This window comes from Pedobacter planticolens (assembly GCF_014172375.1).
GTDB classification, from domain to species: Bacteria; Bacteroidota; Bacteroidia; order Sphingobacteriales; family Sphingobacteriaceae; genus Pedobacter; species Pedobacter planticolens.
In genome coordinates this window covers 1,644,450-1,659,841 of the sequence record NZ_WNXD01000001.1, presented here as the reverse complement: position 1 = coordinate 1,659,841, position 15,392 = coordinate 1,644,450, and the positions used below count along the sequence as shown (strand labels likewise).

The window sequence follows — 15,392 nt, the reverse complement described above, 5'->3', positions numbered from 1 at the left end:
CTACACTTATAAATTTTTAATAATTTGACAAGATGACGGAACTCAAATTACTTTACCGGCAAATGTATTTCTGCTAACATACACCTTGCGCTTCCACCACCATTTTTTTCTATAGTATATAACGGTGCGTAAATCAATTTGCTATGTTTTTCTAATGTAGTTATTTGTTCTTTTTTTAAGGATAAATAAGCTTGTTCTGACATCACTAACAGGCTTTCTTTATTTTTGTTTTGAACTTGAAGCATATTGCCAGCAAAATGATTCATCTGATCGAAGCTAATTTCTATTACTTCTTTACCAGTACTAATTAAACTCTGTTTTACGTTTTCTTTTTCTTGTTGATTAGGAATTGAATCGAAACAAATTACTGCAAATGTATCGCCAATGCACATCATCACATTGGTGTGGTAAATAGGAAAACCTTCGGAATCTACTGCGTTAAAAACGATAGCGGTATAACCAGTTTTATCGCAAAAATCGGCTAGCACTTTTTCATCCATCCTTACCGATTTACAGGCATAAGCTAGTTTATGCTCGCGATCTAAAACTAAACTCCCCGTACCTTCTAAAAAGATATTTTGTGCTTCGTAAGTACTTAAATCGGTGATTTTATTGATAGTGAAATTATTTCCAATGGTTGTTAAAATATCTTCTCTGCGTTCAGGTCGGCGGTTTTCTGAAAACATAGGATACAAAATAACTTCTCCATTTGCATGAAAAGAAACCCAATTATTGGGAAAAATAGAATCGGGTGTTTCTGGTTTTAAAGTATCATCAATTACAGTTACATCAACCCCATTTGATTTTAACATCGCTACAAAACCATCAAACTCTTTTAAGGCTTGATTTTGTACATCGCCCTGTGCTGATGCTTGTTGAAATTTATTATTGACCGCCGTTTGTGCATTGAATTTAAAATCAACCGGACGGATCATTAAAATATGGTTTGTTGTTTGCATTTCTTTTTAAATGTTTATGGTCGATAGTTGATAGACCATGGCTATAGTCTATCAACCATTGTCCATTAACCCTTTTCTGCTAAATGTCATCTCTCAAAATCGGAAAACTCATACAATGAAATCCGCCACGAGCTCTGGATAATTCTGCCGAAGGCATCAAAATTAAGGTATCTGTTAATTCATCAGCATTCACTTTTCCACTTTCTAAATCGTTAATCAAATCTTTAACATTTACCACGTTAAATCCATTGTTTTTAAAAGCCTCAACCGTTTTATCATTACGATCATAACCTAACACAACACCTTCTTTAATAGCTAATAAATTGCATGAATCTGTCCATTGCTCACGAGCATCATAAGGAAATACACCACTACCGCTATAAATAAATTTGGTTGGCTCGGTGCTTTTTAAGTCTTTTTTACTGATATCCTCAAAAAGCTCTTCCATACTTTTATAATGCTTTGGAGCGCTTTTATCTTTATAAAACTGAATAATTTCTGTCTGTTCCTTTGGTTCTGGTTGTACTAAAAAGTCAATCGGATTTTGTTGCTTGTTTTCCTCAACACTAGCAATAGAATGCAATAAAACCCAAGTATTTCTTTTTACCTGCGTAAATACAGTATCCAAATGCATAAAATCTCGTTTATTCGGAATACGAACTACGGTAACTTTTTCTACTACATTGTTATCGAACAACAATTTCATAGCTTCATTTGCACCATAAGGCGAAGTACGTTCACTACAACCAATAAGTACATGGTTCTTGCTAATCATCATTACATCGCCACCTTCTAACGTAGTTCTGTTCTCCATTTCTTCTCCCGGACGTAAAAAATGATGTTCGCCATCAGGAATTTCCAAAATATTATCTCTGTAATTTTCGAATAAGTTATGGTTGAAGAAAATGTAACGCATCAATAAACTTTCGCGTACTCTTGCTTTTTTTGCAGGCTTATTTAATAGAATGAAATTGTTGATCGTCGTACCAACATCTCTCGTAAAAATCAAATTCGGAATAGGAGAGAAGATCATTCTTCCATCAGGTAATGAGCCAGAAATCAGTGTTTTTGCTAATTCTTTTGGATCGGTATCAATTAATTGAAGTTGCAATTTATACGTACATCCTTCTATCGCACAAACCGAAGCTGCCAATTTTTTTCTGATGGTTGTATCTGCTAAAACCTCTCCGAGTAATTGCTGTAGTTCAATCACATTGGCAGAAGCATGGAAATCTTTGTTATCTGGCTTAAAGAAGTTTCTTTCGGCTTTTTCTGAATCAATATCCGCCAGTTTACCTTTTATCTTATCAGGATCTAAGAAATACATTAACAATTTAACGTAATAATCGTACTCGTCTTTGCGAATGGTATCTAAATGCACAATGTCTTCAAAAAGCCAGTCTTGCGCTTTAGAAGGCACTACTTTGCCTATTCCACTATCAGGACTATGGATTAATAATTTACGTAGGCGCCCGATTTCAGTATTAACCTGTACTTTAAAATGCTCGTTCTTTTCACTCATATATTTGGTATGTGATGACACAAAGCTATTCAAAAAAGTCAATAGTTTTTACCACAGAGTACACTGAGTTTTACACAGCGTATTAATATGAACTCCACGTTCTCTGTGTATTCTCCTTTTCTCGGTGGTTAATTATCTTTCATCGGACTTCCCGACTCTTTTGACTTCCCGACTTCTTTCCCTATTTTCGCATCATGAATTTTATCATTACCGAAACACTTAACGCAATTAAACAAATTTACAACGAAGAAATTTCGGAAAGTGTCATCAATATACAAGAAACCCGTAAAGAATTCGAAGGTCAAATTACTATTGTAGTTTTTCCGATTGTACGTTTTTCAAAGAAATCTCCAGAAGAAACCGCGACTGCAATTGGCGAATATTTAGTAGAAAATGTAAAAGAAGTAACTGGATTTAATGTAGTTAAAGGTTTTTTAAACTTAAGCATAGCTGATAGTTATTGGTTAAATCTATTCAATAACGAGCTATTGAGTGATGATTTTGCTAAAGTTAAACCAAACGGGCAAAAGGTAATGGTAGAATATTCTTCACCAAATACCAACAAACCTTTGCATTTAGGTCATGTGCGTAATAATTTATTGGGTTATGCAGTTGCCGAGTTGTTAAAAGCCGATGGTTACGAAGTTTTTAAAGTGAATTTGGTAAATGATAGAGGAATTCACATTTGTAAATCGATGTTGGCTTGGGAGAAATGGGGCAACGGAGAAACACCAGAAAGTTCGGGATTAAAAGGCGATCATTTAGTAGGGAAATACTACGTCATCTTTGATAAAGAATATAAAAAACAGATTGAAGCCTTAATAGCTGAGGGACAAACTGAAGACGAAGCCAAAAAAAGCGCATCATTAATTAAAGAAGCGCAACAAATGTTATTGGCTTGGGAAGCTGGCGATGAACATGTAATTGCACTTTGGAAAAAGATGAATGGCTGGGTGTATGATGGTTTTGCAGTAAGCTATAAAAATTTAGGGGTCGATTTTGATAAATACTATTACGAAAGCAATACGTATTTATTAGGAAAAGATACTGTTGATGAAGGCTTGGAAAAAGGAGTTTTCTTTAAAAAAGAAGATGGTTCGGTATGGATTGATTTAACAGCTGAAGGATTAGACCAGAAATTGGTATTGCGTGCCGATGGAACTTCAGTTTACATTACCCAAGATTTGGGAACTGCACAAATGAAATATGATGATTATCACATGGATCAATCTATTTATGTGGTAGGTAATGAGCAAGATTACCATTTCAAAGTGCTATTTCTAATTTTAGAGAAATTAGGTAAAAGCTGGGCTAAAGGATTACACCATTTATCGTATGGTATGGTAGATTTACCTAGCGGGAAAATGAAAAGTAGAGAAGGAACAGTAGTTGATGCGGATGATTTGGTTGCTGAAATGATTGAAACAGCTAAACAAAAGACAGAAGCACTAGGCAAAATAAACGATTTCTCCGCTGAGGAAAAAGAAGAATTGTATTACAACATTGGTTTAGGCGCTTTAAAGTATTTCTTATTAAAAGTAGAACCTAAAAAACGTTTATTGTTCGATCCCTCAGAATCTATAGATTTTCAAGGCCACACAGGACCGTTTATTCAATACACACATGCTCGTATTAAATCGTTGTTAAGCAAAGCTGATTATAAGCTAACCGTTGGTGAGGAGCAGTTAAACGTTGCATTATCTCCTACAGAGTTAGAAATGATCATGTTGTTGGCTAAATATCCAGAAGAAATTGCAAATGCAGCGAAAGCATACAGTCCAGCGTTTTTGGCTAATTATTTATATGAAGTGGCCAAATTGTTTAATAAGTTTTATCACGAAGTACCACCTATCGTAAAAGAAGAAAATACAGCTTTAAAACAGCATCGTTTAAACATTTGTAAGCTTACAGCTGATGTTTTAAAAAGTGGTACTAATATTTTGGGTATCAACGTGCCAGAGCGAATGTAATTCCCTAAAAGGGAATTGGTTCATTAGTATCATTGGTTCATTTGGTAAATCGTTGCCCCCTTTTGAAGAGTTAGTCAGGACTTTAAAATTATGTCAGGCCAAAGCATCAATTTTGTGCTACTAAAATCGCCCTTGGCTGGTGCGGAATCTAGCAACTGCCTATACCAACAAACTTTAATAGCATCAGGCGCAGGCGTGGCTTTTTTTGGTGACTTTTCAGCTACTGGAAAAAAGTTACACCCCGTAGGGAACCCTTAAAAGAGAATCAGTTCATTGGTATCATTTGTTCATTATTTCCTTTTAAGGCACCAAAGCTACTTGCTATTGTCTATCAACTATTAACTAAATTCTTATTCCTTATCAATAGTTCCAGACTTTGTACTTACGGTACTAATTTTTCTAAACTTTGCGAAAGTTAAAGGGCTTTTACCTGGTCTTTCATCACCTAATAAAACACCCCATTGTTTAAACGATTCGCTGCGATCGAAAATGATTTTCAGCACTGCAATAATTGGCATGGAGAGAAACATCCCAGAAATGCCTGCAATACTTCCTCCAATAAATACCCCGAGAATAGAAACCAACGCATTAATTTTAATTTTTGACCCTACGATACGAGGCATCAAAATATTATTATCTAAAAACTGAACAACCGCAATAACCCCTAGTACAGTTACAACTGGCCATAATTCTGTAGAAGAAGTTAAGGTTAACAACACACCTATCACGTTTCCAATTAAGGCACCAACATAAGGTATCAAATTTAAAATGGCGAAAATAACCCCAATTAAAAGTGCATGTTTAATACCAATTAATAGTAAAATTCCACCTAAAAGGATGGTCATGTAAGATATTTGAATCAACAAACCAACAAGATAGTTTTTAATAATAGATTCAGTTTCATACACTGCGTCTTTAACTTTAGGATGATCATCTGTTTTAAACCACAAGAACACAAAACGCAATAAAATATCTTTGTAAAATAAAATCAGGTAAATATAAATCGGTAATAAGCCAACAAAAACAAATACCCCACTTAACGTTACAAAAGCCCCACTAGCAGCAGTTCCAGCCATACCGAGCATATCATCACTTTTTTCTTTAATGAAGTTTTCTTGCTTAGTAACACTCATTTTAGTGAAACTGCTAATCCACTCTTTTAAACTTTGTAAGTGCTTGGCCACGTTTTGCTTAATCTGCGGAAAATCATCAGCCAAAATACCTACCTGTGCAGATAAAAACCACACAATTCCACCAATAAATAGGAGTACCAATAAAATAGGTAAAATGATAGCAAGCGATTCGGGTACATTACGTTTCCTTAAAAAACGATAAATAGGCAAGAGCATAATGCTGATGAAAAATGCCATAATTACAGGCATAATAATGTCTCGTCCAACCACTAAAATGACAACAATAAGCGCAATACCTAATAATTCTATAGACCGTTTTACGGTGAGTGGAAGTTGATTCATCAATCGTTTGTTAGTTTTCAGGTGTTAAACACTAAGATAAGGAATTTGTTTTGCTGATAGGAGAAAGAAGTGATTTGCCCATGCAGTTTAATTCTTCACTATCTTAAATTCTCCCTCTTTTCTCCCATATTCCTCCTAGTATTCTCCTACTAAATGCCGTTTGAGAAGAACAAACATAGGGGAAACCTAGAACAACACTAGGACAAATTAACTTTTATACTGACATATTCGGACATTTTCAGACATTTCAGGACATTAAATCTGATTAAAGAGGAAACGCCAGCAATTTGACTTAGCGCTAATAAAAATATACTTATTTTTGTCTTTCACTGACAAAGAAATGTATACAACAGATACCATTATTGCTTTATCTACACCCCCAGGCAGCGGCGCTATTGGCGTAATTCGTTTATCAGGCCCTGATGCCATCAACTTAACCAATCAGGTTTTTGCAGGTAAAGATTTAACAAAACAGGCATCTCATACCTTGCATTTTGGTTTAATTAAAGATGAAGAACTCATCGTAGATGAGGTTGTTGCAGGTTTATATGTTGCGCCAAAATCGTATACAAAAGAAAACGTTGTCGAGATTTCGTGCCATGGCTCTAATTACATCATTCAACAGATTTTAAATCTTTTGATTAAAAAAGGAGCTAGAGCAGCAAAACCAGGCGAGTTTACCTTAAGGGCATTTTTAAATGGTGCGTTCGATTTAAGTCAGGCAGAAGCAGTAGCAGATCTAATTGCATCAGATAGCAAAGCATCCCACGATGTGGCTTTACAACAAATGCGTGGTGGTTTTTCTAGTGAACTAAAAGATTTACGGGAGCAGTTAATTCATTTCGCTTCTATGATTGAATTAGAACTCGATTTTGCCGAAGAAGATGTAGAATTCGCCAATCGTGACCAATTAAGAGCTTTAATTTTAAAAATCAATAGTGTGTTATACCGTTTAATATCTTCCTTCGAGATGGGAAATGTGTTAAAAAACGGCGTTCCAATTGTGATAGCAGGTAAACCGAATGTAGGTAAATCAACCTTGTTAAATGCCTTATTAAACGAAGAAAGAGCGATCGTATCAGATATTGCAGGCACTACCCGTGATACCATAGAAGACGAACTTAATATCAATGGGGTCATTTTCCGATTTATAGATACGGCAGGTATTCGCGATACCGCAGATATTATTGAAGCAAAAGGGGTAGAGCGTACCCTAGAGCGAATGAAACAAGCAAAATTGATTATGTACATGGTTGATGCTTTACAAACGCCCGATGAATTAGCAGAGCAATTAACTGATTTGAGGAAAATTGACATTCCATATTTAGCCATCGTTAATAAAGCAGATTTGTTTACACCCGAACAAAAGGAAGCCTTTGCCAAACAAGAAGTATTGTTTTTATCTGCCAAAGACGGGATAGGGGTAGAAGAATTGAAAACAGCGCTTTTAGAGAAAGTAAACCTGCATCATATCAATACAAGTGAAACTTTAGTGAGCAACATCCGCCATGTAGAAGCCTTAAAGAATACAGAGAAGGCATTGCATAATGTGCTTAACAACATCGATAACCCTGTTACTTCAGATTTTTTAGCCATGGATATTAAACAGGCACTACATTATTTAGGAGAGATTACGGGTACAGTGACTACAGATGATTTGCTGGAAAATATATTTAGTAAGTTTTGCATCGGTAAATAGTGTAATATGAATTCTGAATTAATATTATATCAAACCGAAGACGGGCAAACCAAAATACAAACCCGATTAGAGGATGAAACTGTTTGGCTTACGCAAGCACAGTTGATGGAATTGTTTGGTAAAGCTAAATCTACCATTAGCGAACACCTAAAAAATATTTTTGAGGAGGGCGAATTAAACGAACATTCAGTTGTTCGGAATTTCCGAATAACTGCTACAGACGGAAAAGATTATCAAACTAATCATTACAACCTCGATGTAATTATCTCCGTAGGCTATCGCGTAAAAAGTTTGCAGGGAACCAAGTTTAGACAATGGGCAACGGCTAGGCTACGCGAATATTTGGTAAAGGGTTTTACCATGAATGATGAACTGCTGAAACAAGCAGGTGGTGGCGATTACTTTGAAGAACTATTGGCTCGTATTAGAGACATTCGTTCTTCTGAAAAAGTATTTTGGCGCAAGGTATTGGATGTGTATGCCACCAGTATAGATTACGACCCACATACCGAAACCTCGCAAACCTTTTTTAAAACCATACAAAATAAAATGCATTGGGCAGCACACGGACAAACCGCTGCAGAAATTGTTTATAGCCGAATAGATGCCGCAAAACCTTTTTTAGGCTTAACCAACTTTATAGGCGTACAACCTACCCAACAAGAAATTGCCGTAGCCAAAAATTATTTAAACGAGCAAGAACTCAATTTATTGAACCGAATAGTTACAGCTTATTTAGAGGTAGCAGAGTTACAAGCTTTAAACCGCAAACCCATGCACATGCAAGATTGGCTACAACGTGTTGACGACTTTTTACAAATGACAGGCAACGATATTTTAACCCATGCTGGAACCGTTAGCCACCAACAAGCCTTAAACAAAGCGAAAGAAGAATACTCCAACTATAAGGAAAGCTTACAAAACGAACTCTCTAAAGTAGAACAAGACTTTGTTCAGCATTTAGAGCAAACCACCAAACAGCTTAAAAGGGAGAACAATGGATATTAAACAGGCGTTACATTATTTAGGAGAAATTACCAATACAGTTGCCACAGATAATTTATTGGAGAATATATTTAATATGTTTTGCATCTGTAAATAGTAGGGCCATACAAATTGTAATTTCATTAGCCTTCTTTTTGGTTATAGAAAGCTTCCATTAATAACCATTTCTTTTCGAATGTTAATTTTAGTAATATTGAAGTATGACCATTCAAACGTATCTCAGTACTTTACAATTACGCTATCAAACTGGAATAAGTCGCGAACATACTTACAGAGGAGACCTACAAACGCTCTTAATGGCAATGTTGCCAGATATTTTGGTAACCAATGAACCTGCTCGTGTAGCCTGTGGTGCACCAGATTATATGCTTACTCGTAAAGATATACCAGTTGGTTATATTGAAGCAAAAGATATTGGAGTAGATTTACATAGCAAAACGCTAAAAGAACAATTTGATCGCTACCGCTCTGGGTTAAGCAATCTAATTTTTACAGATTACCTCGATTTTCACTTTTATAAAGACGGTGTTTTTACTACTAGCATAGCAATAGCACGTTTACAATTCCCCTCCACTGGAGGGGTGTCTGAAGGACAGGGTGGTCAAATTGTTCCCTTGCCCGAAAACTTCGATACCTTCCAAAACCTAATTAAAAACTTTGCCGAAACCATTTCCCAAACCATTAAAAGCCCAACAAAGCTGGCAGAAATGATGGCGGGTAAAGCAAAGCTGATGGCAGACGTGATAGAGAAAACCCTCAATCACGATGATGAAACAGAAACCAAAACAAGCCTAAAACAGCAAATGCTTTCCTTTAAGCAAATGCTGATACATGATATCAATAACTCTGCCTTTGCAGATATTTATGCCCAAACCATAGCTTACGGTATGTTTGCTGCTCGTTACCACGATCCAACCTTACCAACCTTTAGCCGACAAGAAGCCGCAACTTTAATCCCAAAATCAAATCCTTTCTTACGCAAGTTATTTCAAGACATTGCAGGTTACGATTTAGATGATCGTCTAGTGTGGATGGTAGATGAACTCGTAAACATCTTTTTAGCTACCGATGTTGCCGATATCATGAAGAACTTTGGTAAAAGCACCAAACAAGAAGACCCAGTGGTACACTTTTACGAAACCTTTTTGGCAACGTATAACCCTGCCTTGCGCAAGGCTAGGGGAGTTTGGTATACGCCACAACCCGTAGTTAACTTTATTGTTCGTGCGGTAGACGATATCCTGAAAACAGAATTTAACCTGCCACAAGGTTTAGCAGACACCAGCAAAATAAAAGTAAAAACTAAACACGTTACCAAAGCAACTGCCGACCAACGTTCTAAACTCAAAGAGGTAGAAACAGAACATGAAGTACACAAAGTTCAAATCTTAGATCCTGCGACTGGTACAGGCACCTTTTTGGCAGAAGTAGTAAAACACATCCATAAAAAGTTTGAAGGGCAACAAGGCATTTGGAGCAATTATGTAAACCAACATTTAATACCTCGTTTAAATGGTTTCGAATTGCTAATGGCAAGTTATGCAATGGCGCATCTTAAAATGGATATGCTTTTAACCGAAACTGGTTATAAAGCCACTACAGACCAACGTTTCCGTATTTTCTTAACCAACAGCTTAGAAGAAGCACACCCAGATACTGGAACCTTATTTAGCTCTTGGTTAAGTGATGAAGCCGACCAAGCCAATGCCATAAAACGAGATGCGCCAGTTATGGTAGTTATGGGTAATCCTCCTTATAGTGGCGAAAGTGCCAATAAAAGTGAATGGATTATGAATCTAATGGAAGATTATAAAAAAGAACCAGGAGGAAAAGAGAAATTAAAGGAACGTAACCCTAAGTGGATAAATGATGATTATGTAAAATTTATTCGCTTCGGACAACATTTTATAGAAAAGAATGGGACAGGAATTTTAGCTTTCATTAACCCACATGGCTTTTTAGATAACCCCACATTTCGTGGGATGCGCTGGAACTTATTAAAAACGTATGATAAGATTTATACGATAGACTTGCATGGAAATAGCAAAAAGAAAGAGACCGCACTTGATGGTTCTTTAGATCAAAATGTATTTGATATAATGCAAGGTGTTAGCATTAATCTATTTATAAAGACTGGGAAAAAAACTGCTACTGAATTAGGAGAGGTATTTCATTTTGATCTATTTGGAAAGAGAGACTTCAAGTATAATTTTCTAAGTGAAAACAATTTGAATGCTATCCTTTTCAAAAGGCTAGTACCCAACCCACCAAGTTACATATTGACACAAACCGATTTTGGAATGCAATCAGATTATGAAATAGGGTTCAAGATAGATGATTTATATCCAGTTAATGGAACAGGGATTGTTAGTAAGAGAGATTCTTTAGCATTTAAAGAGAATGTAGATGAAATAAAAGATGTCATTAATAATATATTTCATTTATCCATATCCGAGATTAAGCAAAAATATGATAAAGTTGGATGGGAAAGCAGAGATGGAAAGGCAGAGTTCGTAAAAGAAAACGTAATGGAATTTGGCACTTCTGAAAATTTTTTTATCAAATGTGATTATCGATTATTTGATAAAAAATGGACATACTATACAGGAAAATCAAAAGGATTTATTGGTTGGCCTGTAAATCATGTAATGAAAAATTATATACTTGGTGACAACGTCGGATTATGTTGTTGCAAACAGTTCAAAGCAGGAAATAACTATCATCACGTCTTTATCTCAAATACAATCACAGAAAGTTCTTATGTATCAAATAAGACGAGTGAAATAACTAGTAACTTTCCATTATACATTTATCCAGAACAAACCAACCAAACAACTTTAGATGGTAAAATAGAAAGAGTTCCAAACCTCAATATGGAAATCGTTAACAAAATTGCAGAAAGTGCAGGTTATTACTTTGCTCCAGAAGAGCCAAATGATGATTGTATGGTTGAAACCATGCAATTCTATCCTATAAATATTTTAGACTACATCTATGCGGTTTTACACAGTCCAGCTTATAGAGATAAATACAAAGAGTTTTTAAAAATAGATTTTCCTCGAGTTCCGTATCCAACATTTAAAAATTTTATGCCTCTAGCTAATTTGGGTAGTCAGCTAAGAAAACTACATCTATTAGAAAGCGAAGACACCGAAAAATACATTACTCAATATCCAATAGATGGCAGTAATGAAGTCATAAAACCCCACTATGTTTGTCATCCAGAAAGTGTTTGTCATCCTGAGCTTGTCGAAGGAAAAACCAACCACGAACCAAATTCCCCTCTTTCAGAGGGGTGCCTGAAAGGCGGGGTGTTCGGCAAAGTCTACATCAACGAAACCCAATGCTTCAACAACGTACCCGAAATAGCTTGGAACTTTTACATAGGTGGTTACCAACCCGCCCAAAAATGGCTAAAAGACCGCAAAGGTAGAGTTTTAGAGTTTGATGATATTTTACACTACCAAAAGATTATTGTAGCGCTTACTAAGACAAGTGAATTGATTATGGAGATTGATCAGGTGATGGAGGTTTAAAGAATTTAATTATAATATGATACAAAAATTTACTCCTATTCAAAAAGAAAGAGTTGAGAGGCTTGAAAACCAACTTGAAATTGCCGCCTCAAAAGGGGATGTCAATTCTGCTAAAATAATAATTTTAGACTTGCAGCCCATTTTTAATTCTACTGGTAATACAGCCAGATTAATGCAGGCTAAAACTAGGCTCTTTGAAGCTAATATGGAACAAGGCGAAGTAAATATAGCTATTAGTGGACTTATAGGTATACGCACTATTATAAATAAACATACACGGACTTTCCTAGAAGCTACTGCTTTGTTAGCTATATGCTATTTAAGAATGAAGGATCTTCTTAAAGCTGAACCGTTGATTAGAGAGGTTTTAATAAACGATAAAGTTATCTCTTCAGTAACAAAACGAGCAATTTTTAGAAAAAATATGATTGAACGTTTTGACGAAGAGGGTTTGCTATTTGCACTTAAAGGATCTGTTCCTGTGCAGAGATTTGACTCTAACGAAATTGAACATGAAGTAAGTAAGTTCATCCAGTCTAATCAATTAGAAGATAAATATTTTGAGAATATTGGTAATGTAGTGCCAAATAGTGCAAAACATGTCCTGTTAAAGGTCGACGAGTTTTCAAAAAAGCAATTGCCTACAGCAGAGAGGATAGCACTGCCATCCGGGAAAGAAATGTTGGAAGACAAAAAAATAGGTAAGACCTTATTTAAATCTATTAAGAGAACTATTTATAAGTCGATTTGCGATAAAGATAGTGAAGTTTATAAAGGTTGGTACACAGGTGGCTTAGCGGGCATAACTAGCCTAATCACAACTATTGTTGCAGATGCATTTCATAAATTAAATATAGGTATTAGAACTGTTATAGTGATGGTAAGTGCATTGATTATAAAATTTGGCATCAATGTTTATTGCGAACACTACAAACCGATGGATATTATGCATATGAGATAAAACATCTGGTCATTATTAGGTATGTGTGAATGTATATGATTGTTGAGAGAAATATTATATGGCATTGGAAACAAGAAAAACGAAATTGGATTTTAAGAACAAATAATGAGAAAATATACTAGGCAAGATTATTCACTAATTAAAACATCTGTTGAAAAGATTAAAGAAGATATAAATGCATCTGCTTCAAATGAAGCATTTTATTTTTTGGTTCTTGGTAATCTATTTAATCTTCAATTAGACGAAATTCAGAATTGTATAACAGATACCCATTATCTATCACAAAATAACGGGCCGAAAGGTAATGATAGAGGAATTGATGCTATTTATATTGAAGAAACTGGTAAAGATCCAATTATTCATCTATTCAATTTTAAATATTCTGGAACCTTCGAAAAAACTCTCTCTAACTTTCCAAGTAGTGAAATTGATAAGATTTTAAGCTTTCTCAGCCATTTATTTGAAGGTATAGAAGATGATGTTTTTAAAGCGTCAATTAACCAGTTCTTGTACGAGAAGGTTAAAGAGATTTGGGAACTTTTTAACGTAAAGCATCCCGCGTTTGTTATTCACTTGGTGTCAAATGGTTCACTCCCATTAGAAAAGAATGAGCAGCATAGATTTCAAAAGCAATTAGATGCCTATAGCAACATAGAGCTTAGGAATTTTTTGGCTCAAGATATAGTTCTTAAATTGACGGGTAAGCATCGAAAAATCGTTGACGCAAAAATTCAAGTAAGTAAAAAGGAATTATTTGAACAATCAGGGGGAGATACGAGGGCATTAATTGTCAATCTTAGTGTGGTTGATTGTATCAGAATTGTATTAAACAGGGAGGATTTAAGGCTAGAAACTAATTTAGATGACATCTCGAAATTGACTAATAGCGAAATTTGTGAAGATGCATTTGATGATAATGTCAGGGTTTATTTAAAGCAGAGACCACGAATTAACCAAAATATCAAGAGAACCGTGCTATCGGATGATAGCTCAAAATTTTTCTATTACAATAACGGAATCACAATTACATGTAATGAATTCATGTATAATTTAAACCCTCAATTTCCATTAATTGAGCTGAAAGATATTCAGGTAGTTAATGGAAGTCAAACCATTCATGCTTTATACGACGCACTTAAAGAAGACTATAACAAACTTGAGAATGCAAGTGTTTTATGTAGGATATATGAGATTAAAAACAAAGAATTAAGTGGAAAAATTGCTCAGTTTACAAATAGTCAAAACCCCGTAAATAACCGTGATATAAAATCAATTGATTATGTTCAGTTAAAATTAGAGCAAGAATTTAAACTTCGGGGATACTTTTATGAAAGAAAGAAAAATCAATATGCTGACGAAGCCAAGAACGTTAGGTTAGATTCTGAAAAAGTTGGTCAGGTGTTAATGAGTTTTTACAACAACAGTCCATACGAAGCTAAAAATTCAAAAGCGTCAATATTTGCGGAGGAGTATGATAACGTGTTTACAGAAGATATTGATACGGATAAGGTTTTACTAGCATATAAATTATTTGAATTTATAGAGGCTAATAAAAACGAAAAGAGACCAGAACTCTTTATAAATGAGGTTATTTACGAAGAAAAATCATATATAATTTATGCTAGCTTATATATTCTTTACTTCATAAAGGAAATTGCAAAGCAAAACAATATCGATATTGAATATAAAAATTTAGACCTGCTACTAGGGCTTTATCCTAAAGCAATCGAAGTTATTGAAAAAGTTAATAAGGTAGGAAAAGCAAGAGCTAAAACAGAGAATAGAAGCTTCGCATTTAATACTTTTTATAAATCGCCTTTGCCTATAACTATTTTTAAAACTCTAAATCAAGAGGTTGATTTGGAAAATGTGGATTCTGTCGAAACAAATTTCTTTAATCAATATAAATTAGAGAATAAAATTAAAGGCTTGACAGCATTTGGTATTCCAACCATTAATGGGTTCAAAGTCCTTGCAAAAAGCGATATGAGTATAGAGAGTTCTCAATCTCTTACTGGCAGTCAAACCAGACTTAGAGGAGTTTTGGTAGAAAAAAATATAGTTACTTTAGGGAACGGAAAATACACTTTTATAAAAGATTATGTGTTTTCTAGCTCGTCTTTAGCTGCCAATGTAATTAACGGGTATTCATCTAATGGCCGTATCACTTGGAAAGATTCAGATGGTAACACTTTAAAGAACTTTAAAAATAAGACTTAATATTGTTTCATAACAGCAACCACCTTAGTCAAGCCTAAAATCAAT

Annotated in this window: 9 protein-coding genes; 6 read left to right on the top strand and 3 right to left on the bottom strand. The window is 34.9% G+C overall.

The window, feature by feature from the left end:
• Positions 1-47: 47 nt before the first annotated feature.
• Complete coding sequence (gene ctlX, locus GM921_RS06750) at positions 48-959, bottom strand: citrulline utilization hydrolase CtlX (RefSeq protein WP_182921832.1); 912 nt, start codon at positions 957-959, stop codon at positions 48-50.
• Between the two features lie 79 nt (positions 960-1,038).
• Positions 1,039-2,481 carry an arginine deiminase family protein gene (locus tag GM921_RS06745; protein ID WP_182921831.1) on the bottom strand — a complete coding sequence of 481 codons (1,443 nt, stop codon included), beginning with the start codon at positions 2,479-2,481 and terminating at the stop codon, positions 1,039-1,041.
• A gap of 194 nt (positions 2,482-2,675) precedes the next feature.
• Here GM921_RS06745 and argS point away from each other — a divergent pair, with 194 nt between their 5' ends.
• Positions 2,676-4,451, top strand: coding sequence for an arginine--tRNA ligase (argS, locus tag GM921_RS06740; protein WP_182921830.1), 1,776 nt, complete (start codon positions 2,676-2,678; stop codon positions 4,449-4,451).
• Positions 4,452-4,801: 350 nt separating this feature from the next.
• Here argS and GM921_RS06735 read toward each other — a convergent pair whose 3' ends face one another.
• A complete protein-coding gene (locus GM921_RS06735) occupies positions 4,802-5,926 on the bottom strand; it encodes an AI-2E family transporter (RefSeq protein WP_182921829.1) in 1,125 nt (374 codons plus the stop codon).
• 340 nt (positions 5,927-6,266) lie between these two features.
• Here GM921_RS06735 and mnmE point away from each other — a divergent pair, with 340 nt between their 5' ends.
• From mnmE to GM921_RS06710, 5 genes are all read left to right on the top strand, one after another.
• Positions 6,267-7,625 carry a tRNA uridine-5-carboxymethylaminomethyl(34) synthesis GTPase MnmE gene (gene mnmE / locus GM921_RS06730; RefSeq protein WP_182922251.1) on the top strand — a complete coding sequence of 453 codons (1,359 nt, stop codon included), beginning with the start codon at positions 6,267-6,269 and terminating at the stop codon, positions 7,623-7,625.
• Between the two features lie 6 nt (positions 7,626-7,631).
• Positions 7,632-8,633, top strand: a complete 1,002-nt coding sequence (gene rhuM, locus GM921_RS06725; protein ID WP_182921828.1) for a RhuM family protein — start codon at positions 7,632-7,634, stop codon at positions 8,631-8,633.
• A gap of 197 nt (positions 8,634-8,830) precedes the next feature.
• Positions 8,831-12,166: a type ISP restriction/modification enzyme gene (locus GM921_RS06720; protein WP_182921827.1), complete on the top strand. Its 3,336-nt coding sequence runs from the start codon at positions 8,831-8,833 to the stop codon at positions 12,164-12,166.
• Positions 12,167-12,182: 16 nt separating this feature from the next.
• The gene (locus GM921_RS06715) at positions 12,183-13,127 is read left to right on the top strand and encodes a hypothetical protein (protein ID WP_182921826.1); all 945 of its coding nucleotides are present in this window, start codon (positions 12,183-12,185) and stop codon (positions 13,125-13,127) included.
• Positions 13,128-13,232: 105 nt separating this feature from the next.
• A complete protein-coding gene (locus GM921_RS06710; RefSeq protein ID WP_182921825.1) occupies positions 13,233-15,347 on the top strand; it encodes an AIPR family protein in 2,115 nt (704 codons plus the stop codon).
• Positions 15,348-15,392 lie beyond the last annotated feature (45 nt).